This window comes from Methyloversatilis sp. NSM2 (assembly GCF_038066675.1).
GTDB classification, from domain to species: Bacteria; Pseudomonadota; Gammaproteobacteria; order Burkholderiales; family Rhodocyclaceae; genus Methyloversatilis; species Methyloversatilis discipulorum_A.
In genome coordinates, this window is record NZ_JBBUKV010000017.1 from 272,236 (window position 1) to 297,590 (window position 25,355).

Sequence of the window (25,355 nt, forward strand, 5' to 3'; positions counted from 1 at the left end):
TCGAAGGGGTGGCAGGCGCCAAACCTTCAAGGTGACAGTCTGACATCGACCGAGGGGATTTTGTTTTGTGAATTCCGGTGATTTGTTCCACGCGCGCGATGCGCGGGGCGCACTCGCGATCGATGACGGCAAGCCGGTGCGCCGGGGCCCTGTGCCATCCGGGCAAAAAAACTGGCACCTGCGTTGCCGCGAGGTGCCAGTTCAGGGTCAGACGGGAGAGCGCCTCAGACGCCCTCCTTGTGCTGTGCCAGATTACGGCAGTGCGAACACCGTCATCACGCCACCCAGTTCGGTGTAGCTCGCCAGTTCGGCGTAGCCACCCACGGCGCCCAGACCATCGGTCGGCTTCTCGAGACCGGCTGCCAGACCGATACCGGCCCAGCCACCAATACCCGACAGGATGCCGATGTACTGCTTGCCCTTGTATTCCCAGGTGTTGACGTTGCCGATGATGCCGGACGGGGTCTTGAACTTGAACAGTTCCTTGTTGATGTCGTCAGCATCGACGCACTTGAGGTAACCCTCGAGCGTGCCGTAGCAGGCGATGCCACCGGCCGTGACCAGGGCGCCCGACCACACCGAGAACTTCTCCGGCTTGGACTGGACGATCTTGCCCTTGCCAGCGTCCCAGGTGATGAAGTTGCCCATGCCGCCGTGGCTGCCCGGGGCCGGGAACATCGACAGGGTGGCGCCGACGTACGGCTGGCCAGCGGTGTACTCAACGCGGAACGGCTCGTAGTCCATGCAGACGTGGTTGGTCGGCACGTAGAAGAGGCCATTCTTCGGGCTGAACGCAGCGGGTTGCTGGTCCTTGGTACCCAGAGCTGCCGGGCAGACGCCCTTCGTGTTCACGTCTTCACCGTTCTGACGGGTGGAGTACTTGGCCACGACTTGCGGACGGCCGGTGTTCATGTCGACGTGGGTCGCCCAGTTCACCTTCGGATCGTACTTCTCGGCCACCAGCAGTTCGCCGGACACGCGGTCCATCGTGTAGGCAAAGCCGTTACGGTCGAAGTGCACCGCAACCTTGCGCTTCTTGCCCTTCACATCCACGTCAGCCAGGATGACTTCGTTGATGCCGTCGAAGTCCCACTCGTCGTGCGGGGTCATCTGGTAAACCCAGCGAGCCTTGCCGGTATCGACATCACGCGCCCACAGGGTCATCGACCACTTGTTGTCGCCCGGACGCTGCGACGGGTTCCAGGTCGAGGGGTTGCCCGAACCGTAGTACATCAGGTTTTCCTGCGGGTCGTACGAGTACCAGCCCCAGGTCGTGCCGCCACCGATCTTCCACTGGTCGCCCTGCCAGGTCTTCAGCGACGAATCCTTGCCCACCGGCGCCATCTTGCCGTTGGTCCAGGTCATGGTCTTTTCCGGGTCCATCAGCATTTCTGCGTCGGGGCCGGTCGAGTAGCCCTTCCACACCTGCTTGCCGGTGTTGATGTCGTAGGCAGCGACGTAGCCGCGGATACCGAATTCACCGCCGGAGATACCGGTGATGACCTTATCCTTGAACACGTGCGGGGCGTTGGTGTTGGTACCGCCGACCTTCGGGTCGCCGTTCTTGACTTCCCACAGCTTCTTGCCGGACTTGGCATCCAGCGCGACCAGCATGGTGTCTGCCTGCTGCAGGAACACCTTGCCTTCGGCGTAGGCGAGACCACGGTTCACCGTGTCGCAGCACATCACCGGGATCACGGACGGATCCTGCTTCGGCTCATACTTCCACTTGATCTTCTGGGTTTCCAGATCGATTGCGAAAACCTTGTTGGGGAAGGGGGAGTGCACGAACAGGGTGTCGCCGATCACCAGCGGGCCGCCTTCGTGACCGCGCAGAACGCCGGTCGAGAAGGTCCAGGCCACCTTCATGTTCTTTACGTTGCTCTTATTGATCTGGTTCAGCGTGCTGTAGCGCTGGTTCTCGAAGTTGCCGGCTTGCATTGCCCAGTTTTTCGGGTCTTTGATCAGCTTGGCGACGTCGGCGTTAGCGAGCGCAGTGCCCGGGATGGCCAGTGCGGCGACCCACAGGGGCAGTTGTTTCATCTTGCTAGACATAGGCTCCTCCTCATTGCTACCAAAATGTGACCGGACACCCCATGTCGTAGGCTCCGGCCGCTGTTGCCCTGCGACGCCCATAAGTGCCCCCGGGCGTCGAGGTAATGAAGATATAGCACACGATTTTTGAACAGCGGGAAGTTTTCCCCGCAAGATCTTAAAATTTTAAACTTGACGAGTTGTTAGAAAAGTGCTCTTCCGCGTCCAAGTGTCGTTTTGTCGGGATGATTGCCCTCGCTTGTGGCGCGCTGCAACATGGAAAAAATCGCTGGATGTTGCAGCGCGCAACAGCGTCGCCGACACTGTGTGACGCTGGAACGTTCCGGAATGGAACACTTGGTATTGCTTAATAATTAGGCAGTCCGGGCGAAAAAAAACGGCACTTCGCGGTAAAGCGAAGTGCCGCTCGATCACCGGCCGCTCGGGCCGGTTGTCCAGGACAGACAGCGGATCAGGGCAGTGCGAACACCGTCATGACGCCACCCAGCTCGGTGTAGTTGGCCAGTTCGGCGTAGCCGCCGACGGCGCCCAGACCGTCGGTGGATTTCTCCAGGCCGGCTGCCAGACCGATACCGGCCCAGCCACCGATACCCGACAGGATGCCGATGAACTGCTTGCCCTTGAATTCCCAGGTCGTCACGTTGCCGATGATGCCGGACGGGGTCTTGAACTTGTACAGTTCCTTCGTGATGTCGTCGGCGTCGACGCACTTGAGGTAGCCCTCAAGCGTGCCGTAGCAAGCGATGCCGCCGGCCGTGACCAGGGTGCCCGACCACACCGAGAACTTCTCCGGCTTGGACTGGACGATCTTGCCCTTGCCGGCGTCCCAGGTGATGAAGTTGCCCATGCCGCCGTGGCTGCCCGGGGCCGGATACATCGACAGCGTCGCGCCGACATAGGGCTGACCCGCGGTGTATTCGACGCGGAACGGCTCGTAGTCCATGCAGACGTGGTTGGTCGGCACGTAGAAGAGGCCGTTCTTCGGGTTGAACGACGCCGGCTGCTGGTCCTTCGTGCCGAGCGCGGCCGGGCAGATGCCCTTGCTGTTCACGTCCTCACCGTTCAGGCGGGTCGAGTACTTGGCCACCACCTGCGGGCGGCCGGTCACCATGTCTACATGGGTGGCCCAGTTAACCTTGGGGTCGAACTTCTCGGCCACCAGCAGTTCGCCGGTCACGCGATCCAGCGTGTAGGCGAAACCGTTACGGTCGAAGTGGACAGCGACCTTGCGCTTCTTGCCCTTGACGTCGATGTCGGCAAGGATGACCTCGTTCACACCGTCGAAGTCCCATTCGTCGTGCGGCGTCATCTGGTAGACCCAGCGCACCTTGCCGGTATCGACGTCACGCGCCCACAGGGTCATCGACCACTTGTTGTCGCCCGGACGCTGCGACGGGTTCCAGGTCGACGGGTTGCCGGTGCCGTAATACATCAGGTTTTCCTGCGGGTCGTACGAGTACCAGCCCCAGGTCGAACCGCCACCGATCTTCCACTGGTCGCCCTGCCAGGTCTTCAGCGACGAATCCTTGCCCACCGGCGCCATCTTGCCATTGGTCCAGGTCATCGACTTTTCCGGGTCCATCAGCATTTCGGCGTCGGGGCCGGTCGAGTAGCCCTTCCACACCATCTTGCCGGTGTTCAGGTCGTAGGCGGTCACACGACCGCGCACGCCGAACTCGCCGCCGGAAATGCCGGTGATCACCTTGTCCTTGAACACGTGCGGAGCCTGGGTGTTCGTCTCGCCGATCTTCGGATCGCCGTTCTTCACGTCCCACAGCTTCTTGCCGGTCTTGGCGTCGAGCGCGACCAGCACGGTGTCGGCCTGTTGCAGCAGAATCTTGCCTTCGGCGTAGGCGAGGCCACGGTTAACCGTGTCGCAGCACATGACCGGAATCACCGACGGGTCCTGCTTGGGCTCGTACTTCCAGACGATCTTCTGGGTTTCCAGATCGATCGCGAACACCTTGTTGGGGAAAGGCGAGTGCACGAACAGCATGCCGCCGATCACCAGCGGGCCGCCCTCGTGGCCGCGCAGCACGCCGGTCGAGAAGGTCCACGCCACCTTCAGATCCTTGACGTTCTTCTTGTTGATCTGGTTCAGCGTGCTGTAGCGCTGGTTCTCGAAGTTGCCGGCCTGCATGGCCCAGTTCTTCGGATCCTTGATCAGTTTCGCCAGATCGGCGTTGGCCATCGCGGCGCCCGGAACGGCGAGCGCGGCGAGCCACAGGGGCAGTTGTTTCATCTTCACGGACATGGGGTGTTTCTCCTCGTTGCTTTCCCAATGGCCCACGCCTGAACGGCCCGGACCGGCGGCCCCCGCCGGAGCCCATAAGTGACTCTCTGTTGACGGGTTATGGACTTATACATCGCAGAATGCAACGACGGGATGGAATCCCCCGACCAAGAGCCTGGATGCCCCGATGTCGGGACGGATTCACGGTCAAAACGGGGATATATCCCGGATTCAAGGATTTGGCGGGGGCGTGTGTGCCGCTGTCATTCGAGCGGGACGCAGGCTGGAATCCGGGGTGTGGCGATATGCAACGTCTGCCGGCAGACGCCGGCCGGAGCGCGGGCTCAGCGCCGAAAACGATCGGGGCGGAAACCCCAGGCGAGGCTGAGCACGCCGAGCAGTGCCGGCAGCCAGCCCAGGCGGGTCGGCACCGACTGCGTGCGACCGAGTTCGGGGGCGGTCAGCGCGGCCGCCAGCCCGTCGGCGTCGGCCAGCGTGTGGTAGGCCATGCCGGTCTGCGACGCCAGTTCGCGCAGGTGCGGCGACTTCAGGCTGGACAGATGTTCGGTGCCGGCGACCACCGTCTGCTGTGCCACGGCCTGACCGGACTCATCCACCATCGCCTCGCCATTTGCGCTCGATCCGGTGCGCCCGCGCGTCGCCGTGTCGGTCTGAGATACCTCGTCGGCACGCCAGTAACCGAGCGGCCGACCATCCGGATCGAACTTCGGGATCGGGCTCAGCGCACTGCCGCCGGTACCGACGATGAGCCCCTTCACCGCGCCCGGTTCGCCATCGAAGGAGGGACGTATCTTCGGGTGCAGCGGCGGCGCCTCGTGACCGTCGGTGACGAACACCAGCGACGGCTTCTGTTCCAGATCCTTCAATGCGCGGATCGACGAGAACAGGCCTTTCGACACCTCGCTGGCGCCGGCCCAGGACATCTGGCCGTCGATGCTGGACAGCGTCGCCAGCAGTTCGTGATAGTTGCTGCACACCTCGACCGGCGTCATCAGCGCCAGCAGCCGGTACTCCGAGAACACGCCCCAGCCGATGCGCGAGCCGCAGGGCAGGGCGCGCAGCGACTCGGCCAGGCTGTGCTTGGCATAGGTCAGGCGGTCGACCGGTTTGCCGTCCAGCTCGTAGTCGCGCGTGTTCATGCTCTGCGTGATGTCCAGCACCACCATGTGCGTGTAGCTGCGACCCGGCAGCGACACCGGCGGCAGCACGGCGGCGAGCCCGAACAGCAGCACCGCCACCGTTAGCGGCCGCGCCTGCGGGCTGCGCGCACGCGCCAGCAGCTGTCGCGTCGTCGCGATCATGGCAGACCCAGCGTGAAGGCCTTCATCGTCGTCACGGCCCGCTCGCTGTTCTGCGGCAGCGGAGGTCCTTCCTCGATCGCGCTTTCACGCTCGGGTGCCAGGCGCAGCGCCCGCTCGAGGTTGTACTTGGCGTCCCAGTGCTGCGGGTTCAGACGCAGCAGCTCGCGGTAGCTCGACTTCGCCAGCTCGGCCAGCGGCAGCGACTTGCCTATGCTTTCCGGTCCGAACTGCAGCGCCTCGCGCAGGTGTAGGTTGCCGAGGTTGTACAGCACCGACTGCAGCAGATCGCCGTCGGTACTGCGCGACAGGTCCTTGTAGGCACGCACTGCGCCTTCGTAGTCGTTGCGCGCCGCCAGCGACAGCGCGCGCGCGAACTCGGCCTGCGGGGTGTCCTGGGTCGCCGCCGCGTCGATGCCGCTGTCGACCAGACGATTGAAATCGCGGGCCTTGGACAGGCGGTAGCCCTCCCAGGCCGCCACCGCGACGCTGACCGCGATGCCCGCGGCAAGCAGGGACGCGACACTGCGCAACTTCATGACTGCAACTCCTCCTTCCATGCCGGCCGCGTGATCAGACGGCAGGCCAGTGCGATCGCGCCGGCGAGCAGAGCCAGCGCGAAGCACCAGCCCGAAAAATCGCGCCGCGGAATGCGTTCGACGTAGTCGAGCGGCAGGTTCTGCTGGCGATCGACCTCGGCCACCGCCTGCTTCACCGCCTCCGGGTCTTCCGCCTCGAAAGCTTCGTACGGCACACCGGTCGATTTCAGGAATTTGTGCAACGCCGCCTCCGGCACGTTGCCGTCGTTCTCGTCCGCGTTCAGGCCCAGGCTCAGCGCCGAGCGGATGAACACCCAGTAGACGGCGACGCGGTTGCGTTCGAAGGCGCGGCGGATCTTGCCGCGCATTTCGTCGTCGATCTGCGCTGCGCCGTCCGACACCAGCAGCAGGATGCGGCTGCCGGAATAGGCGCGGCGGTCGAACTGTTCGGCGCCGGCCAGCAAGGCGCGGCCGATGTCGGTCTCCGACAGGCCGCGGCCGATGCCGCCGGCCTCGATGCCGGCCTGCACCACGTCGCCGTGCTGGGTGAAGGGCACGACCAGCATCGGCGACGAGCTGAACAGCAGCAGCGAGTAGCGATCCTCGGGGCGTCGTGCCGCGAACTCCGCGAGCAGGCGGCGCGCCACCTTGCCCTTGGCCTCCGCCGTGGTGTCGATCGACGGTTGCCGGCCCTTGGGCAGCAGCGGTTCGTCCATGCTGCGGCTGCGGTCGAGCACGATGACGATTTCGGCGCCGCGGCCGGTGCGCTGCTGTTCGGTTGCCGGCTGCGCCAGCCCGGCCAGGCCGAGCACCGCCGCCACGATGGCGAGCGCAGCGGCGATGCGACCGCCGCGCAGCACGGCATTACCCAGCGCATCGCGCGGCAGCCAGTCTATGCAGCCGTAATCGAGCGAATGGCGCCGCCGCGGCCACAGCGGCAGCAGCGCCAGCGGCAGCGCGAGCAGCCACAGCGGCGCGGTCAGTTCGAGCGCACCGGGCCACAGGTTCAGGACCAGGTCGTTCATGCCAGCGCGCTGCGTTCCAGTTTCGCCGCCTGCGCACACAGCGTGCGCGGCTCCACACCGTCGACCGCGCGGTCGGCGAAGAAGCGCGTCTGCGAAGCCTCGAAGAAGCGGCGCAGGTCCGCTTCCAGCGGGGCCAACCACGGGGCGCGGGCGAGCAGCAGCGGCAGGTTGTGATCGCGCACCACCTGGCCGGCGGTGTCGTCGAGCGCGCGGTGCAGCCGGCGCCAGACCTCGATCGAACCGGCATCCAGCCGCGCGATGTCGCGCTGGGCACGCGAGAACGGCAGGCGCCGCCGCGCGTTGAACTGGCGCAGCAGGGCCAGTGCCGCCCACAGCGCCACCAGCAGCGCGCCCGCATACAGCGCGGCGTGCAGCCCGCGTTCGTAGGGCGCGGTGTCGATGTGCGGCGCCGGGTCGTCCGGTCGCATCTCTTCCAGTCCGGCGCGCGCCAGCACCACGTTGGGCGTGAGCGGCGCCACCGTCAGCGGCATCGGCGTGGTCTGCAGGCGGCGACCCGATACCGCGGTTTCGATGTCGAGCGCGGGCAGTTCGATCGCGCGCAGTTCTTCCGGCACGTTGATGATCTGGTAGTCCAGCACCAGCCAGCGGCGGCCGGCCGCATCGCGTTCGACGCGTGCGTCGCGGCGCTCGAACCAGTTGCCGGTGCGCTCCAGCGGCGGCAGCTTGGCCAGTTCGAGCGGCTTGCCGTCGTATTCCAGCACCACCCGCTGCGTCACGATGTCGCCGATGACGTAACCGAAGGGGCGCAGCGGATCGACTTCGGGATTGACCGCCGAGATCGCCGGCGCTGCCGGTGCGGCCACGTCGGCCGCCGGTTCGGCCGGCGCTGCGGCGGGTTCGGCCGGGGTCGCAGCCGGGTCCGGCGGCGGCGGAATGACGTAGCCGGTGGGCTGCGGCGGCGTGTCCGGAGCAGCCGCTGCATCGGTGCCGGCGGCAGGCGCCGGCGGTGTTGTGTCCTGCGCCTGGGTGGCGCCACAGCAGATCAGGGCCAGCGCCGCACAGGCGCTCAGCAGGCGCAGTCTCCAGAAGGAAGGCATGTCAGACGGTCTCGAAGAAATAGCGTGACAGCGCGTCCGCGTCGAAGCGGCCGGTCATGTAGAAGGGGCGGACACCGCGCGACGAGAACAGTTTTTCGAGCGCGTCGCGCCGCTCGGCGAAAGCGTCCTCCCAGCGGCGGCGTATTTGCGGCCGCAGCCACAGGCCGCGCCTGCGGCCGCTTTCGATGTCGCGCAGCGCGAGCAGACCTTCGCCCTCCGGCGCCTTCGGCTCGACCTCGTCCCAGATCACCATCGGCACGACGTAGGCGTGCGACAGCAGGTCGAGTGCGGCCGAAGTCTGTTCCAGCGGCGCGTGGAAATCGGAAGCGAGGAAGACCAGCGCCTGCTTGCCGGCGATGCGCGAACAGGCCTGGAAGATGCCGGCGGTCGAGGGCTGGTCGGCGCGGGCGCGGGCCAGCGATTCGGCCATCATGACGCCGGCGCCGCGCGAATGCATCGGCGCCAGCATCAGGTCGGTACGCTCGCTCGCGTCGTACGCCAGCATGCCCAGCGCGTCGCCGGTGCGGAACACCGAGTCGCCGAGCGACAGCGCGAATTCCGACATCCGCTGGATCTTGCTCGCCGCCGAGCCGAAAGCCATCGATGCCGACACGTCGGCCAGCAGATAGACCGGAATGCCTGCGCGCTGCCGGTTTACCCGCACCAGCCAGCGCCCTTCCGGGTCGCGGATGCTGGCGCGCAGGTCGAGCCGGCGCGGGTCCGGCCGGTCGAACAGCGTCTGGTGGGCGATGAATTCCTGGCCGCTGCCGGTGGTCGAGCTGCGGTGCGCGCCCGGGCGCTGGCCGCCGACCCGCATCGGCATGCGGTAGTGAAAGTCGCGCTGGAAACTCATGGCGGCGGCGTGACTCAGGGCGTGGCGACCCGCTCCAGCATCTGCGCGATCAGCGCATCGGCCAGTTCGGCGCGGCGCAGTTCGTACACCGGGGTGAAGAAGACGCGATGCACCAGCGTCGACGGCAGCACGGCGCGGATGTCTTCCGGCGTCAGGTAGTCGCGTCCGCTGAACCAGGCGACCACGCGCGCGGCGCGCATCAGCATGCCCATGCCGCGCGGGCTGGCACCGGCCAGGATCAGCCGCGACATATCCACGCCTTCGATCTGCAGGCCGTACTTCACCGGGGCGCTGGTGGCCGCCCAGATGTCCATCGCGTAGCGCTGCAGCGCGTCGGAGGCGGTCACCGCCCGCTGGATGGCGGCGCCTATCGTGTTCATCTGCATCCAGTCGACCACGCCCGGCGTCACCGTGTCGATCAGCGCGTCGGTGTCGTGGAAGCGCGGATCGAACACCAGTGCGCGCCGGGTGTCGTCGTCCGACGGCGTCAGCATGCGCAGTTCGAACATGAAGCGGTCGCGTGCGGCGGAGGCCAGCTCGAAGGTTTCTTCCTTCTCGACGCGGTTGCGGTCGGCGAACACCGTCATGTGCGGAAAGCTGTACTCGCGGTTGAAGGCGGACAGCGTGCGCTCGGCCATCGCGCGCAGCAGCAGCGACTGCACCTGCGGGCGGGCGCGGTTGATCTCGTTGAAGAAGAAGGTGGTCAGGCGTTCGCCGTGACGCAGCAGCGGACCGGGCTCGATGCGCGGCTTGCCCTCGCTATCTACATAGGTGTGATAGACGAGGTCGTTCGGCATCAGGTCGACCGTACCCTCGACGCGCTCGAAGTCGCCGCCGATGGCGCGGGCGAAGGCGCGCAGCACGGTGGTCTTGCCGACGCCGACGTCACCCTCGAGCAGCACGTGGCCGCGGGCGAACAGCGCAACGTTGATCAACCGGAGCGTGTCGTCCTGCCCGACCACTGCGCGACGCACTTCCTCTTCCACGCGCAGCGCGAGGCCACGCCAGTCCTGCAAGGCTTCCTGAGAGAGCATTAGCGGAGATTCCTGCTCGATTTATGGGTACGGGAAACGCGACGCACGATACAAGGTTTGTGTCCCGTCTGCATGTTGCAGCGCGAGGCATCTGTCTCATCGGATGAACCTCGTGGAAAGTGCCCGGTCGATCAGGATCGGGAGACCAACGACAGGGGGAGAACGATGAATGCCGTGCCCACGCAGACCGTGATTCTTGGAGGAGGTTGCTTCTGGTGTCTCGAAGCCGTGTTCAACCGGGTCGAGGGGGTGATACGGGTCGAGCCGGGGTATGCCGGCGGCCACGTCGACAACCCGACCTACGATCAGGTCTGCGCCGGCCAGACCGGGCACGCGGAGGTGCTGCGCGTCACCTTCGACGCCTCGCTGACCACTCTGGACGCGCTGCTCGATGTGTTCTTCGCGTTGCACGACCCGACCACCGAGAACCGTCAGGGCAACGACGTCGGCACCCAGTACCGCTCGGTCGTGTTCTGTCGCGACGACGCGCAGCGGCAGGCGGCGCGCGCCGCCATCGACCGTCTCACGGCAGCCAGCACCTATGCCGCACCGGTGCGGACGCAGATCGAGGGCGCGGTGCAGTTCTGGCCGGCCGAGGATCACCACGTCGCCTACTACGAACACAATCCGCTGCAGCCCTACTGCATGGCGGTGGTCGCGCCCAAGGTGGCGAAGTTGCGCAAACTGTTTGCCGGGCGCGTCAAAACCCAGCTGCGCTGAGTACACTTCATTCTTTTCCAACTTCGCGGGATGAACACAATGACTTCAAGCACTACCGAAAGCGGCCTCGTCATCGAGGACACCACGCCGGGCACCGGCCATGAAGCGGCATCGGGTCACGAGGTCAGCGTGCATTACACCGGCTGGCTCACCGACGGACGCAAGTTCGACTCGAGCAAGGACCGCAACGACCCGTTCAGCTTCCAGCTGGGCGCCGGTCAGGTCATCCGCGGCTGGGACGAGGGCGTCACCGGCATGAAAGAAGGCGGCGTGCGCAAGCTCACCATTCCGCCGCATCTGGGTTACGGCGAGCGCGGCGCCGGCGGCGTCATTCCGCCGAACGCCACGCTGGTGTTCGAGGTCGAGCTGCTGTCGGTCATCCGCAATTCGGGCGAACTGGAAATCGAGGACATCACCGAAGGCACCGGCCGTGAAGCGGTGCCGGGCCAGCGTGTCAGCGTGCATTACACCGGCTGGCTCACCAACGGTCGCAAGTTCGATTCCAGCAAGGACCGCGGCCAGCCCTTCAGCTTCAATCTGGGCGGCGGTCAGGTCATCCGCGGCTGGGACCAGGGCGTCGCTGGCATGAAGGAAGGCGGCGTGCGCAAGCTGACGATTCCGCCGCAACTGGGCTACGGCGCCCGCGGCGCTGGCGGCGTCATTCCGCCGAACGCCACGCTGGTGTTCGAGGTCGAGCTGCTGAGCGCGAGCTGATTGCGCCGTTTCATCCTCTGCGCCGGCCTGCTGCTTGCCGGCGCAACGGCGCAGGCGGCAGACGAAGCTGTCGATCGGCCTGATGAGCAGACGGCGCCGGCCGACGTCGATCACGGCCGCCTGACCATCGAGGCGCCAGGACTGCCCGAGCCGGTGCTCGACATGCTGAACACTCACGCCCGCTCGCTGCAGTTGCGCGAGCCGCTCGACGACGAACGCGCCGAGCGGCGCGCGCTGCGCCGCGTGCGCCGCGAAATGACCGAGCTGCTCGCCACCGAGGGCTGGTTCAGCCCCACCTTCGACATCGCCGGCCAGCCACCGGTGCTGCGCATCGAGCCGGGTGAGCGGACACGCGTGTCGTCGGTGTCCATCGTGTTCGACGGCGATCTGGCGGGCGAGGGCGACGAACGTGCGGCCCGCCGTGCCGCACTGCGTGCCGGCTGGCGACTGGCCGAGGGCCAGCCCTTCCGCCAGGCGGACTGGTCGGCCGCCAAGCAGACGCTGCTCGAAGACCTGACCGCGCGCGACTACGCGGCCGCCGTGATGGGCGACAGCCGCGCCGAAGTCGACCCGGACAGTGCGCGCGTGGACCTCAGCGTGCGTTTCGACAGTGGCCCGGCCTTCCGCTTCGGCGACATCGAGGCGACCGGGCTGGCGCTGCACGACCTCGATCTGGTGCGCCGTTACTCGACCATCAAGCCGGGCGACCCATACTCGACCGAAGCGGTGCTCGCCTTCGAGCGCTCACTGCTGTCGTCACCCTATTTCAGTTCGGTACAGATACTCGCCGACGTCGACCCAGCCCGTGCCGACGCGACGCCGGTGCGCGTAGCGGTAACCGAAGCCAGTTCGCGCCGCCTGTCTTTCGGCGCCGGCCTGAGCAGCAATACCGGCTATCGCGGCGAGGTGGGCTGGTCGGACAACAATCTGTTCAAGCGTTCCTGGCTGCTCAACAGCGCGGTTCGGCTGGAACAGCTGCGCCAGATCGCCTTCGCCGACGTCATGCTTCCGCCGCACGAGGACGGCTATCGCGACAGCTTCGGCGTGCTGGCCGAGAACGCCGACATCCAGGACCTGATCACCCGCCGGGTCGGCGCCGGCATCGTGCGCGCACGCGTGAAGGGCGACGTCGAAATCCGCCACTCGCTGAGCCTGCAGCGCGAACAGCGAGAGATCGACGGCCTGGTGCAGAGCACGCAGCAGTCGCTGGCGCTCAACACCTCGTGGACCTGGCGCCGCGTCGACGACCTGTTCAACCCGCGTGACGGCTGGGTGCTGAACGCGCAGATCGGCGGCGGCGTGAAAGGTCTGCTGTCCGACACCAACTTCCTGCGCGGCTATCTGAAGGGCCAGTGGTTCATCCCGGTCGGCCAGCGCGACCAGCTCATCCTGCGCGGCGAGCTCGGCCTCACCGGCGGCGTGACCGAATCGCTGCCGCAGGACTTCCTGTTCCGCACCGGCGGCTCGACCACGGTGCGCGGCTATGACTACCTCGAACTGGGCGTGCGCCAGGGCAGCGCCATCGTCGGCGGCCGCGCGCTCGGCGTGGCCAGTGTCGAGTATGTGCACTGGACGTCCGACACCTGGGGCGCGGCGTTCTTCGTCGATGCCGGCGACGCCGCCGACACGCGCGAGAATTTCAAGCCCGCCTTCGGCGCCGGCGCTGGCGTGCGCTGGCGCTCGCCAGCCGGCCCGATCGCCTTCGACCTTGCCTACGGCGAACGTGAGCGCCAGTGGCGGCCGCATTTTTCGCTGGCTATCGCGTTCTGAGACATGAGTTCTTCGACCGATCAGTCCCCGCCCGCACGCCGCAGTCTGCGCGCCCGCAGTCGGCTTGGCCGCAGCGGCCCGGCGCTGACCGATCTGGCGCTTCTCGCCCTGCCGCTGCTCTTCGCGTACTGGGCGCTGGCGACGCAGAGCGGCTTGCGAGCAGTGGCCGCGGCTGCGCAGTGGGCCGTGCCGGCGCTGCAGATCGAAGTCGCGAGTGGCAGCCTGGTCGACACGCCGCGTCTGGCGCGGCTGGTGCATGACGACGGCAGCCTGCGCATCGACGCGCGGACGGTGGCGCTCGACTGGAGCGCCTCGGCGCTGCTGCGCGGCCGGCTCGACATCGCCCGGCTGACGGTCGACGAGTTGCGCATTGCCACCTCGCCCAGCGACGAGGCGCCGGTGGTGCCATCCAGCCTCGAACTGCCGCTGTCATTGAACGCGCAGGTCGAGATCGGGCGGCTGGTGCTGGCCGACTACGCCACCCCTGCGGTCGACAACATCGTGCTCGACGCGCTGAACGCGCAGATGGAATCAGACGGGCGTACGCACCGCCTGGATTCGCTGTCGCTCGGCACGCCCTGGGGCGGGCTCGACGGCCGGCTGCAGCTCGACGGCGCCGCGCCCTTCGCGCTGAACGGCGAACTGAACTTCAAGGCGGCCGACTACGCGGCGCAGGCCACGCTGGGCGGCGCGCTGGCCGAAGCGGCCGACGTCGATCTGCGCGCCAGCGGCTATGGCCTGTCGGGCACCGCACGCGTCGGCGTGCGGTCGTTCGCGGCGCAACCGCTGGCCGCGCTGAAGCTGGCGCTCGACGAATTCGATCCGCGCAGCCTGGACCCATCGGCGCCGTCCGGTCGGTGGACGGTGCGCGCCGATCTGGCGCCGCGCGACGGCGACGCGCTTGCGCTGACCGGCACGCTGAGCGCGGCCAACGCCGCGCCGGGTCGTATCGATCAGGGGCGGGCACCGGTGACCGCGCTGACAGCACGCATCGAAGCAAGCGTGGCGGCGGTCGATGTGCGCGATCTGCGCCTCGCGCTGGCCGGCGGCGGCGAAGTCAGTGGCGAGGTTGGCTGGCGCAGCGGCGGCGACCTACCGATCACCGCCGCACTGACGCTGCGCGACATCGACAGCGCGCAACTGCACGCTCAGGGTGTGCGCACGAAGCTCGGTGGACGGATCGATATCCAGGCCTCGGGCGCGCGCCAGCAGTTTGTCGTCGACCTGACCGACCGCGGCCCCAGCCGCCTCGCGCTGAAGGCGAGCGGCCATGTCGCCGACGCGCTGCTCACGCTGGCGCAGGCCGATCTTTCCGCGCGCGGCGCACAGGCCGGCATGCGCGGCACGCTCAAGCTGGATGACTCGCTGGCCTTCACGGTCGATGGCCGACTGCAGAAGTTCGATCCGTCGGCCTTCGTGAAGGCACCGGCCGCGTCGCTGTCGGCCCGCTTCGACGCCGCCGGCCGTCTGGGTCCGCAGATCGATCTGCGCGCCGCGCTGGACATCGAGCCGAGCACGCTGATCGGCGAGCCGCTGGCCGGCCGCGCGAAGCTGCGCCTGCAGGGGCAGCGCCTGTCCGGCGTCGATGTCGCGCTCGACTGGTCGGGCAACAGTCTGGCCGCGCAGGGCGGCTTCGGCGGCGCGCAGGACGCGCTGGACTGGACCCTCGACGCACGCAATCTGGCGGCGCTGCGCGCACTCACCGGGCAGACGCTGGCCGGGCGCGTGTCCGGCAGCGGGCGTCTCGCCGGCAGCATTTCGGCGCCGCATGGGCGCCTGCAGTTGCAGGCCCGCGCACTGGCACTGGGCGAACTGGGCAGCCTGGCGCGCGCCGACATCGACGCCGAACTGGCACCGGGCGCCGACGGCCGCCTGCGCCTCGCGCTCGATGCCGCCGATCTGCGCAGCCCGCAGGCGCCGGTGCCGGTCGAGCAGCTGCGCATCGACATCGCAGGCACGCGCGCCGCACATACGCTGGATGCCGACGTCGTCGCCGGCGCGCCGCCGACAGAGCGTGGTGACACGCCGGCCAAGCCGTCGTTGAAGCTGGCCGCGCACGGCGGGCTGGCTGATGGCCCGGCTTGGTCAGGCATCGTCGACCGGCTGGCGCTGGTGATTTCGTCCGAACTGAGCGCGACGCTGAGCGCACCGGCGCGGCTCAGTGCGTCGCCGCAGCAGGCCACGCTCGACGACGCGCGCTTCGTACTGACCGGCGGTGGCGAACTGGTTCTGGCGCATACCGGCTGGACACCCGAGCGGCTCGACGCGCGTGGCCGCGCGCGCGGCGTGCCGCTGCGCCTGGTGTGGCGCGACCGCGCCGCCGGCATCAGTGTGCGCGCGCCGCTGAAGCTTGGCGCCGACTGGTCGCTGGCCGCACTGCTGGCCGGCGACGAGCGCGTCGACGGCACGCTGTCGCTGTTCCGCGAAGCCGGCAACGTGGTGGTGTCGGGCGAAACGCGCAACGAACTCGCGCTGTCGGCGGCGCGCGTCGATGTGACCTTCGCCGGCCGCGAAGCACTGGCGAAGGCGGTGCTGGCCGGGCCGGACATCGGCGAGGCGCGCGCCGAGGTGGCGCTGCCGCTGCGCCGCGACGGCAGCCTGTGGCAGCCCGACCTCGACGCGCCGACGCGCGGCAGCGCGACGCTGGACGTGCCCTCGCTCGCCTGGGTCGGTCGCACGCTGCGCCTTGACATGAGTACCGCCGGGCGGCTGCTCGGAGACGTGAAGCTGGCGGGCACGCTGCGCGCACCTGAACTGTCGGGGCGCATCGACGGCGACGCGCTGGCGTTCGCGCTGATCGATGCCGGTGTGAAGCTGGAGCGCGGCGAACTGCGCGCGCAGTTCGAGGGCGACCACCTGACGCTGCAGTCGCTCAGCTTCGAAAGCGACAACCGCCGCCCGCCGCCGGATGCACGGCTCGGCGCCGCCGGCCTGACGCGCGAACCGGGTCGGCTGTCGGCGCGCGGCAGCGTCGACCTCGCCACCACGCGCGCCGACATCGCCATCGACATCCGCCGCTTCGTGCCGCTGCAGGGCGGCGAACAGTGGCTCATGCTGTCCGGCGATGGCACGGTGCGCGGCTCGGCCAAGGAGGGCATGAAACTGCAGCTGGCGCTGAAGGCCGACGCCGGTCTGTTCACCGTGCCCGAGCAGTCGGCGCCCACGCTCGGCGACGACGTGGTCATCAAGGGCCGCACGCCGGAAGAGGCCGCCGGCCCGCCGCTCGGCCTGGCGATCGACGTCGATCTCGGCGAGCGCGTCTACTTCAAGGGCCGCGGGCTCGATACGCGACTGACCGGCCAGCTCGCGCTGCGCGACGAAGGCCGCGGCCTGCGCGCCACCGGCAACATCCGCACCGTCGACGGCCGCTACCGCGCCTACGGTCAGGACCTGGTGATCGAGCGCGGCGTCATCAGCTTCCAGGGCTCGGTGTCCAACCCCGGTCTCAACGTGCGCGCCATCCGTCCCAACCTGCCGGTGCAGGCCGGCGTCGAAGTCAGCGGCACGGTGCTGAAGCCGCGCGTGCGGCTGGTGTCCGACTCGGCCATGCCGGACAGCGAAAAGCTGTCGTGGATCGTGCTCGGCCGCGGCCAGGACCGCGCCGGCGGCTCCGACCTGTCGCTGCTCGCCACCGCCGCCAGCGCCCTGCTCGGCGGCGAAGGCGAAGGCATCACCGGCTCGCTCGCGCAGGCGCTCGGCCTGGACCAGATCGCGCTGACCCAGAGCAGCACGACCACCGGCCCGCGCAGCCAGGTCGTCACCTCGTCGAACAACGCGACCACCGTCGGCGGCCAGGTCGTCAGCGTCGGCAAGCGCCTGTCATCGAACGCGCTGCTCACCTACGAACAAGGCGTGGCGGGCGCCACCAGCGTCGTCAAACTCACCTGGAACCTCACCCGCCACCTCGCGCTGATCGGCAGCACCGGCACCGAGCAGGCGGTGGACGTGAGGTATGTGTTCTCGTTCAAGTAGGGCGTGTGGGCCGCGATCACGTGCTTATCCATTCCGTGCATAATTGAATGGAATTCCAAAGGCCGCGGACATGGGTTGGCGGGGTGTCCGGTTTCACGGTTTTTTCGTACCGTGAGTAAACGAGTAGGCAGACGGAGGGGTTCGAAATGAAAAGAAAATCCGGTGTCCGGTTTGTTTGCTTTTCCGGACAGACGCCGGCTTACTCGCCGAATCTGGCGTCGACCTCACGTTAGGCCTCGCATGGATCTTGAGACTCGCTACCCGCTACTCACTGAGTTCATGGACAAGTTTCTCTATCAAGGAGCCGCTCCATCGTTGGATGAATGCATCTTGATCTATTCACTAAACGGCCTAGGCCCAGTTGTTGCACTAGTTGAAGAAGCTAAAGCAGCACTTGTCGCGGAGCATGCTGATTGCGATCTGTCCGCCTACGTTGCGAGGCACAGCGACTACTCACTAGATACTGGCGCTGCAACGATTTCCCACTTCATTCGCATATTGGGCAAGTGGTTGTCAGCTGCCAAATGAAACGTAGTTCGATCTCCTTCAAGCCAAGGTGGTTCTTGTCGGCACTGCGTCACGGCGCAACGCCTGGCGCCGCAGGCCGTGCAGCCATCAGCTTCGCTCGTGGCGGTGACTTCCGCTTGTTTGCAGGCGGCGTCACCCAACGCACAATGCATGGAGGCTCTGTGCCCTCAAGCGCGCGGCCTAACCCTTCCATCGAGAGGACCTGCCCCGGCAAGCCGGGTCAGGCCTCTCATGTCAAACGTTAAGCCTCACGTGACGCCCTCGTACTCTTGGCGCTGCTTGGCCTGCGACTCTACGAATGTACCTTATCTTCGTATGTGTTCGGCCTGCGGCTGTCCAAGCCATGCGACCATGCAGGAGATCGAAGCCCATCAACCGAAGACGTCCTCCAGCGAGACTGTCGCGCTCGAACAGCGCGTCGCGAAGCACCGAGTCCTACAACGCGAGGCCCAGCATCGCAGCCGGTTCCGCATGTTCTACTTTTTTAGCGTAGGCGCGTACGTTCTCTCGTTGCTATTGCCAGACGGTTCAGGCCTGTACATGCTGATAATGGGCTACCTCGCTGTCAGTATGGGTTTCTCCGCAGCTTGGCTAGCAAACCCCTTGTTGCTCGCCGCGTTCCTGCTTGCCAGGCCAGGTAAGGACCCATGGAGGTGGCGATGGCTTGTCTATGGTGCGTTCGCATTCATGCTCACAACCCCTACCGACCTGCCTCAAAAACTCCCGATCTGGAATCTGTTGTTCGCTTTACTGTGGATGTCGTCCGCACTCATTCTTGCGGTCGGGCTGCATCGATACCGAAGGGTGCTTCGTGATATGAGCGAAGCTGACGCTTAATCCGTTGCTGGAGCGGCGGTCAACGTTCGCCGTCTTCAAAACGATGTCCACACTCTTCGGCGGAAACCTTAATGTAAATGGGGACAGACCACGTTATCGCGCTCGGACGTAAGGTGGTCTGTTCCTGTTCTCCGTGCAACATCGAAAAGCCCAGGCACCATGGATACGCGAATTAGGTAGGCTGGCGGGCGAGACCGATGCCATTTCGAGCACGCCCGGCAGCGGCTGGGGGCAGACGTCAGGGGACGACGATGAAGAGAAGATCGGAAGGCTGAAATGAGGATGAACGACTTCGAGCCGGCGAAGGCCGGACGCAACCGCTTGCCCCGGAATGGGGTATTTCTACAGCGTCGTTAGCCGCCTCAAAACCACCATTCAATGGCTATGCAGCTGTCGACAGCCGTCCTTGAGAGCATGGGGTATCAGCCGCTTCCTCCGCACGCGTCGATCTCCGCGCGTTTCCACTACCTGCACGTCTATGAGATTCGAGGCTTTTCAGTAGATGAGCAGTCGCTTCCAAGTCGTACCGGCGCTGTCGCTGGAAAGCAATATCAACTTGCTGTTGGAGCAAGTGTCAACGCTGTCTGTCGCACACTGATTGACGACGACTTTGCGGACAGTGAGCCAGAGTGGCAGAAGGAGCATAAATGCACACCGCCCTACTTGGTTGTTCACCTAGGCCCGACCGATCAGCACACCTTCGCCGGCACTCACGCCAAAGTCGATGAGCCAACGATAATTACGTACGATGGCTTCCCTCAGGCACGTGTTGAGCTACATGCATGGGGGCAGGATGTGCTGCCCGCGCTCCTTGCCGGCCTTGCCAGCAGTTTTTCGCTGCATGATCAACCGGTCAAGTTCGTGCCGACCGATCGTGCGTTCTATGGCGTTGCGAGCGACGGCCGGACCGTTCTTGACACACGTTTTCTCATGTCGGCTTCTGGCTACGGCTCAACCCGCTTGTCTGCAGATCAAACCGCAGAGCGACTGGCCTCTGCCATGTCAATTGCTAGTCACATGAAGCAGAAGGTCGCGCGGTTCTATCACCTCGCCCTCCATGAGGACGATCCACTCAAGAGATTTCTGTACTTCTTCTTGGCCATCGAGATCGAGACCCACGCCACTTTCTCGACAATCGACCATCCGAAGCAGATCGCTGCTCTCGTCGATCCGCCGTCCCATGCGGTCGCAACCACGCGGGCCTTCTTCAACAATCAGCGCGAAAGATGGACAAACCTGAGGGATCGGTTTGTTTGGTGCGTTCTTTGTGAGTGGCCCCAACTCTCGGACTCGGATGTCGAAGATTTCAAACGTTTGAAGACGATCAGGGACGAGATTGCTCACGGATCGCTCTCAGCTCCACCATCGGATTCGGTACTCGTAGTTGAGAAGCTGGCCGCAAAGCTACAACTGCCTGCGCCATGAACGAGGCCGCTAACCCCTCCATCGAGCGGACATGCCACGGCAGGCTTTGCCTGCCGCGTCATGCCGCTCATGTCGAACGTTGGCCGTCAGCATAAAACCAATGCGCTACGTCCTTGCTTCTTTTCTTGCGCCGCTCATCGTGAACAAACCGTCTCGCGCCGTTCCTCGGGCTCTGATCTCAAGCGTGTCGATGCCCATGTGGTCAAGCCGCACGAATACAAGGAACTACCCGAACTGACCAATGCCATGTTGGCGCGCGCTGTCGTCAACAAGGGCGGTCGCCCCAAGTCTGCCAATCCTCGTCAACTCATCAGCCTTCGCTTGCCGCCCGAGGTCATCGAGCGCTGGCGTGCAACGGGTCCCGGTTGGCAAACTCGCATGGCGGAGCAGTTGGCTAAAGGCCCGTCGCGGTCGAAGGGCGCTGCACAAGCCGTCGTCCGAATGGCCTTGCGCGAAGGTCGGTGCGAGGAGACTCAAGTAACCTGGAGGTCCAGATGTCCGCCCCCGCACGAACCGGTGTGCTCATCTACGCGAAGAATCTGTCGTCCGTTTCCGCCTTCTACGAACAGGTCCTGAGCGCCGAGGTGCTGCATGCAGACGACGAACACAGAGTCCTGCAGACGCCTGACGTCCAGCTCATCATCCACGCCATCCCCGAGCAGTACAGCCGTTCCATCGTCATTGAGGAGCCGCCGGTGGCGCGTGAGGAGCAGGCCATCAAGCCTTTCTTCACGGTGGAAAGTCTGGTGGCGGCGGAGCGCATTGCGGAGCAATGTGGCGGTCGGGTCTGGGGGCCTGTATGGCCGGGCCCCGGCATGCAGGTGCGCAATGTCTGTGACCCGGAGGGCAATATCGTGCATCTGCGTGAGCGCGTAGCCTAGCGGACAGATCGGCGTGGACGACTGGCTCGTTACCGCGGCTTCGCCGTTCCGCACGTCGCGGGTCATCTCGTTACGTGAGCCCGAGGGCCATGTCTGTCCGTGGCCGACAGCGCCCGGCAGCCCCGCGCCAGAACGTCCATCCGCACCTTCCCCGAGGTACTTCCATGAAAACCCAGTACTACACCGCCACCAGCCTCGACGGATTCATCGCCACCGAGGACGACTCGCTGGACTGGCTGTTTCCGCTGGGCGATGTCAGCGACACGAGCTACCCGGCCTTCATCGCCGAGGTCGGTGCGCTGGCGATGGGGTCGTCCACCTACGAATGGATGCTGCGTCACGCGGACACGGTGGCCGCGGAAACCGGCGCGGCCTGGCCCTACAGCCAGCCGACCTGGGTGTTTTCGAAGCGGACCCTGCCGACCGTTCCCGGCGCCGACATCCGCTTCGTCCGGGGCGATGTGCGACCCGTGCATGGCGCCATGCGCGCGGCGGCAGCCGACAGGAATATCTGGATCGTCGGCGGTGGCGATCTGGCCGGGCAGTTCCATGACGCCGGGCTGCTGGACGAGCTCATCGTGCAGGTGGGATCGGTCACGCTGGGCAGGGGCAAGCCGCTGTTTCCCCGCCAGCTCACCAGTCCGCCGCTGGTGCTCGTGTCGGTCAGGCAGGTGGGCACGGGCTTCGCCGAACTGCGCTATCAGGTGCCTTCAGGCGCGATCGCCCCCGCGGTCTGACGGGGCGGGCCGGAGCAGCGACGGGGCACGCCGCCCTGTCGAAACCGGCGCCTGCCATCCGTCGAGTGAACAGAGGGTTGTCCTCGGCAAAGGAGTTCATCATGTCTACCCATACCGTCCGGCTTCATCGCGTCATCCCTTCGACTGCCGACCGCGTCTATCGCGCCTTCCTTGATCCTGACGCGTGGGCCAAATGGCTGCCGCCGCACGGCTATATCGCCAAGGTTCATCTGATGGAGCCGCGCGTCGGTGGCAGGTACCGGATGTCCTTCACCAACCTGACGACCGGTCATAGCCATTCCTTCGGCGGCGAGTATCTGGAGCTGATTCCAGGACAGACGCTGCGCTACACCGCGGTGTTCGACGATCCGAACCTGCCGGGCACCATGCAGACGACGGTGACGCTGAAGACCGTGTCCTGCGGCGTCGACATGAATATCGTGCAGGAGGGCATCCCGGCCGTCATTCCGCCGGAAGGCTGCTACCTGGGCTGGCAGCAGTCGCTGCAGTTGCTGACCCTGCTCGTGGAGCCGGAGATACGCGAGTGAAGGTCTCCAGCCGGGCTGTCCTAACGCAGTGCGGTCGAGCTGGCCCCCGTCGTCCCCAGCGCCCGATCCAGCTTGTCCTCCACCTCGCCGATGGCGGCGGCGAGCGAGTTCGATGACTCGATCGATACCTTCTGCAGTTCGACCCTGAGGTCGGCGAACTCCTTGTGCATGGCACTGCTCAGTTCGGTGAAGCGCGAGGCTTCGGCCTGGTCGGCGAGCAGGCGCTGTTCGCGCAGTTCCTTCGCGTGGCGGCGGGCTTCGAGCAGGGTGGACGTGTGCAGGCTCAGTGTGTAGGCGCCGAGCAGTACCAGCAGCAGGGCGGTGCCGCCGAGCAGGATGACACCCGCGGGGGCGTTGATCGTTGCCACCAGCAGCGACACCTCGACCGGCGCCGCCAGCACGTGCCAGTTGGCGATGACGAAGGCGGCCAGCAGGCCGAGTACGAGTATGCCGAGTGTGCCGAGCAGTCTCATGCGGTGTCTCCTCTTGTTGTGATCGCCGCATTGTGGCGCCGCTGCGCGCGCAACGCCATCGGTGAGCGCCTACGTGGCCGCGGCGGTCGCGCGCACGACGCGCGCCTCGCGTATGGGCAGATTCACCAGCGCGGCGGCGGCGGCCAGTGCGGCGTCGGCGTACCACATCCACTGGTAGTTGCCGCTGTGTTCGAGCGCCAGTCCGCCCAGCCAGGCGCCGAAGAAGCCGCCGGTCTGGTGCGACAGCAGCGTCAGCCCGAACAGCGTGGCGAGGTAGCGGGTACCGAACAGCTTGCCGACGACGCCCGCGGTCGGCGGCACGGTGGCCAGCCAGGTCACGCCGAGCCCGATGGCGAACAGGTAGAAGGTCCATTCGGTGCGCGGCGACGCGAGGTAGATCAGCACCAGCACCGCGCGTGAGGCGTACATCCAGAACAGGATCATCTTGCTGCGCCAGCGGCCGACCGCCCAGCCGGCGAGCAGGCTGCCGAAGATGTTGGCCAGCCCGATCAGTGCCAGTGCGCCGCTCGCCACCTCGGCCGGCAGACCGCACAGGCCGACCTCGCCCGGCAGGTGGGTGATCAGGAAGGCGATGTGGAAGCCGCAGGTGAAGAAGCCGGCGTGCAGCAGCAGGTAGCTGCGGTCGCGCATCGCGTCGCCGACCGCACGACGCAGCCCGCCGTCGCCACCGGCTGCGTGCTGCGGGTGCGGCTCGCGCGCGCGCAGCGCGCGTGCCAGCGGCAGCGCGGCCAGTGCGGCGGCGGCCATCGCGTACATCGCGCCCATCCAGCCGACGCTGGCGATGAGCTTCTGCGCCAGCGGCGCGAACACGAACTGGCCGAGCGAGCCGCCTGCGTTGATGATGCCGGCAGCCTGGCCGCGCTGCGCAGAATCGAGCCGGCGCGAGGCGGCGCCAATCAGCACCGAAAAGCTGCCCGCGCCGGAGCCGGCGGCGGCCAGCACACCCAGCGTCATCGTCATGCCGAAGGTGCTGTCGACGAAGGTGGTGAGCACGCAGCCGAGTGCCAGCACGATCAGCCCCGCGGCCAGCACGCGGCCCGGACCGTAACGGTCGGCCACGGCACCCGCCACCGGCTGGATTGCGCCCCACATGAACTGGCCGATGGCCAGCGCGAAGCTCAGGCTGACGATGCCCAAGCCGGTGCTCGTATTGATCGGCGATATGAACAGACCGGTGGATTGCCGCACACCCATGCTCACCATCAGCAAGAGGGCGGCGCACAGCACGGCCGACAGGGCGGTAGGCATGGAAAGACAGGTGCAAGCGACAAGATGCAAGATACAAGGAAAATCTGGTCGCGCGAAATCGACTGTGCAGTGCAGTTCCGGCAGACTTTTTCTTGTACCGTGCTTGTCGAACCTTGCATCCTGAGTCTTGCTTCTTGAATCTCATCACAACGACCGCACTGTTCGTCGCCACGGCGCTCGCCGAAATCATCGGCTGCTATCTGCCCTGGCTGTGGATGAAGGACCGCGCGCCGGCCTGGGTACTGCTGCCGGCCGCGGCCTCGCTGGTCGCCTTCGTCTGGCTGCTGACTCTGCATCCGACCGCGGCCGGGCGGGTCTATGCGGCCTATGGCGGCGTCTATGTCTGCGTCGCCGTGCTGTGGCTGTGGCTGGTCGACGGCGAACGTCCGCATCTGTGGGATGTCACCGGTGTGGCGGTCGCGCTGGCCGGCATGGCCATCATCATGTTCGCACCGCGGGGCTGACGCCGCGGCGCTGTCTTCGAAAGGAGTTCCCGTATGGATCTGCAACTGAACAACCGTCTCGCGCTGGTATCCGGCAGCACGGCCGGCATCGGCTACTCGATCGCCGAAGCGCTGCTGCGCGAAGGTGCGCGCGTCATCGTCAATGGCCGCTCGCAGGCGTCGGTCGACGCGGCGGTCGCCCGGCTCGGCGCGGGTGCCATCGGCTTTGCCGGCGACCTGTCGAAGGCGGGCGACGCCGAGACGGTGGTGCATAACTACCCGGACATCGACATCCTGGTGAACAACCTTGGCATCTTCGAACCCAAGGCCTTCGAGGACATTCCGGACGAGGACTGGCTGCGTTTCTTCGAGGTGAATGTGCTGAGCGGCGCGCGTCTGGCGCGTCTGGTGCTGCCCGGCATGAAGCGCCGCAATTGGGGGCGCATCCTGTTCATCTCCAGCGAGAGCGGTGTGCAGATTCCGGCCGAGATGGTGCATTACGGCATGACCAAGTCGGCGCAGATCGCGATCGCGCGCGGCATCGCCGAATCGGTCGCCGGCAGCGGCATCACCGTCAACAGCGTGCTGCCCGGCCCGACCCGCTCGCGCGGCGTCGAGGACTTCGTGCAGGCGCTGGCCGGCGACAGCGGCCAGAGCTTCGACGAGTTCGAGAAGGAGTTCTTCGAGAAGGTGCGCCCGACCTCGCTGATCAAGCGCTTCGCGACGACCGAGGAGGTGGCGGCGATGGTGACCTATCTGTGCAGCCCGCTCGCCTCCGCGACCACCGGTGCTGCACTGCGCGTCGATGGCGGCACGGTGAAGAGCGCGTTCTGACGGCCGCCAGATGGATGCACGCCGTGGGCCTGACACTGCGGTGATCTGAAGCTTTGTCGGGGTCGGAAGACCCCTCCCACAGAACCCC

General features: G+C 66.3%; 23 protein-coding genes. 13 read left to right on the plus strand and 10 right to left on the minus strand.

The features are described from left to right. Positions 1–252: 252 nt before the first annotated feature. The 8 genes from WJU27_RS20130 to WJU27_RS20165 all read right to left on the minus strand — a co-directional run bounded on the left by WJU27_RS20130 (position 253) and on the right by WJU27_RS20165 (position 10,116). Positions 253–2,055, minus strand: coding sequence for a methanol/ethanol family PQQ-dependent dehydrogenase (locus tag WJU27_RS20130; protein WP_029143830.1), 1,803 nt, complete (start codon positions 2,053–2,055; stop codon positions 253–255). A 451-nt stretch (positions 2,056–2,506) separates the two neighbouring features. Continuing rightward, entirely contained in the window at positions 2,507–4,309 is a 1,803-nt protein-coding gene (locus tag WJU27_RS20135) for a methanol/ethanol family PQQ-dependent dehydrogenase (RefSeq protein ID WP_020165749.1), read from the minus strand. Positions 4,310–4,632: 323 nt separating this feature from the next. Continuing rightward, on the minus strand, positions 4,633–5,610 hold the full coding sequence (locus WJU27_RS20140) for a VWA domain-containing protein (RefSeq protein WP_341423229.1): 978 nt from the start codon (positions 5,608–5,610) through the stop codon (positions 4,633–4,635). After that, a complete protein-coding gene (locus WJU27_RS20145; RefSeq protein ID WP_020165747.1) occupies positions 5,607–6,146 on the minus strand; it encodes a hypothetical protein in 540 nt (179 codons plus the stop codon). The genes WJU27_RS20140 and WJU27_RS20145 overlap by 4 nt, the downstream gene beginning before the upstream one ends. Beyond that, positions 6,143–7,171, minus strand: coding sequence for a vWA domain-containing protein (locus tag WJU27_RS20150; protein ID WP_020165746.1), 1,029 nt, complete (start codon positions 7,169–7,171; stop codon positions 6,143–6,145). The genes WJU27_RS20145 and WJU27_RS20150 overlap by 4 nt, the downstream gene beginning before the upstream one ends. Beyond that, a complete protein-coding gene (locus tag WJU27_RS20155) occupies positions 7,168–8,229 on the minus strand; it encodes a nonribosomal peptide synthetase MxaA (RefSeq protein WP_341423230.1) in 1,062 nt (353 codons plus the stop codon). Before WJU27_RS20155 ends, WJU27_RS20150 begins: the two co-directional genes overlap by 4 nt. A gap of 1 nt (position 8,230) precedes the next feature. Further along, positions 8,231–9,082 (minus strand): DUF58 domain-containing protein, encoded by an 852-nt coding sequence (locus WJU27_RS20160; protein ID WP_341423231.1) that lies wholly within the window; start codon positions 9,080–9,082, stop codon positions 8,231–8,233. Positions 9,083–9,096: 14 nt separating this feature from the next. After that, complete coding sequence (locus WJU27_RS20165; RefSeq protein WP_341423232.1) at positions 9,097–10,116, minus strand: AAA family ATPase; 1,020 nt, start codon at positions 10,114–10,116, stop codon at positions 9,097–9,099. A gap of 165 nt (positions 10,117–10,281) precedes the next feature. On the opposite strand from WJU27_RS20165, the gene msrA reads away from it, so the two are divergent. The 11 genes from msrA (at position 10,282) to WJU27_RS20220 (ending at position 22,248) form a co-directional block, all read left to right on the plus strand. Next, a complete protein-coding gene (gene msrA, locus WJU27_RS20170; protein ID WP_341423233.1) occupies positions 10,282–10,836 on the plus strand; it encodes a peptide-methionine (S)-S-oxide reductase MsrA in 555 nt (184 codons plus the stop codon). A gap of 39 nt (positions 10,837–10,875) precedes the next feature. Further along, positions 10,876–11,550, plus strand: a complete 675-nt coding sequence (locus WJU27_RS20175; protein WP_020165742.1) for an FKBP-type peptidyl-prolyl cis-trans isomerase — start codon at positions 10,876–10,878, stop codon at positions 11,548–11,550. Beyond that, positions 11,551–13,320 carry an autotransporter assembly complex protein TamA gene (locus tag WJU27_RS20180; protein WP_341423234.1) on the plus strand — a complete coding sequence of 590 codons (1,770 nt, stop codon included), beginning with the start codon at positions 11,551–11,553 and terminating at the stop codon, positions 13,318–13,320. Between the two features lie 3 nt (positions 13,321–13,323). Further along, positions 13,324–17,292 carry a translocation/assembly module TamB domain-containing protein gene (locus tag WJU27_RS20185; RefSeq protein ID WP_341423235.1) on the plus strand — a complete coding sequence of 1,323 codons (3,969 nt, stop codon included), beginning with the start codon at positions 13,324–13,326 and terminating at the stop codon, positions 17,290–17,292. Positions 17,293–17,571: 279 nt separating this feature from the next. After that, positions 17,572–17,820: a hypothetical protein gene (locus WJU27_RS20190; protein ID WP_341423236.1), complete on the plus strand. Its 249-nt coding sequence runs from the start codon at positions 17,572–17,574 to the stop codon at positions 17,818–17,820. 351 nt (positions 17,821–18,171) lie between these two features. Further along, complete coding sequence (locus tag WJU27_RS20195; RefSeq protein ID WP_341423237.1) at positions 18,172–18,657, plus strand: hypothetical protein; 486 nt, start codon at positions 18,172–18,174, stop codon at positions 18,655–18,657. A gap of 378 nt (positions 18,658–19,035) precedes the next feature. Beyond that, entirely contained in the window at positions 19,036–20,082 is a 1,047-nt protein-coding gene (locus WJU27_RS20200) for a hypothetical protein (protein ID WP_341423238.1), read from the plus strand. A gap of 69 nt (positions 20,083–20,151) precedes the next feature. Further along, positions 20,152–20,658, plus strand: coding sequence for a BrnA antitoxin family protein (locus WJU27_RS20205; protein WP_341423326.1), 507 nt, complete (start codon positions 20,152–20,154; stop codon positions 20,656–20,658). Further along, a complete protein-coding gene (locus WJU27_RS20210; RefSeq protein WP_341423239.1) occupies positions 20,577–20,963 on the plus strand; it encodes a hypothetical protein in 387 nt (128 codons plus the stop codon). The genes WJU27_RS20205 and WJU27_RS20210 overlap by 82 nt, the downstream gene beginning before the upstream one ends. Positions 20,964–21,127: 164 nt before the next feature. Next, positions 21,128–21,700 carry a dihydrofolate reductase family protein gene (locus WJU27_RS20215; RefSeq protein ID WP_341423240.1) on the plus strand — a complete coding sequence of 191 codons (573 nt, stop codon included), beginning with the start codon at positions 21,128–21,130 and terminating at the stop codon, positions 21,698–21,700. 101 nt (positions 21,701–21,801) lie between these two features. Next, positions 21,802–22,248: an SRPBCC family protein gene (locus WJU27_RS20220; RefSeq protein WP_296813344.1), complete on the plus strand. Its 447-nt coding sequence runs from the start codon at positions 21,802–21,804 to the stop codon at positions 22,246–22,248. A 20-nt stretch (positions 22,249–22,268) separates the two neighbouring features. Here WJU27_RS20220 and WJU27_RS20225 read toward each other — a convergent pair whose 3' ends face one another. Then, the gene (locus tag WJU27_RS20225; RefSeq protein WP_341423241.1) at positions 22,269–22,721 is read right to left on the minus strand and encodes a hypothetical protein; all 453 of its coding nucleotides are present in this window, start codon (positions 22,719–22,721) and stop codon (positions 22,269–22,271) included. 69 nt (positions 22,722–22,790) lie between these two features. Then, entirely contained in the window at positions 22,791–23,990 is a 1,200-nt protein-coding gene (locus WJU27_RS20230) for an MFS transporter (RefSeq protein ID WP_020165727.1), read from the minus strand. Positions 23,991–24,124: 134 nt separating this feature from the next. Here WJU27_RS20230 and WJU27_RS20235 point away from each other — a divergent pair, with 134 nt between their 5' ends. Next, positions 24,125–24,454, plus strand: coding sequence for a YnfA family protein (locus WJU27_RS20235; RefSeq protein ID WP_020165726.1), 330 nt, complete (start codon positions 24,125–24,127; stop codon positions 24,452–24,454). A 33-nt stretch (positions 24,455–24,487) separates the two neighbouring features. Then, the gene (locus WJU27_RS20240) at positions 24,488–25,267 is read left to right on the plus strand and encodes an SDR family NAD(P)-dependent oxidoreductase (RefSeq protein ID WP_020165725.1); all 780 of its coding nucleotides are present in this window, start codon (positions 24,488–24,490) and stop codon (positions 25,265–25,267) included. Positions 25,268–25,355: the final 88 nt, after the last annotated feature.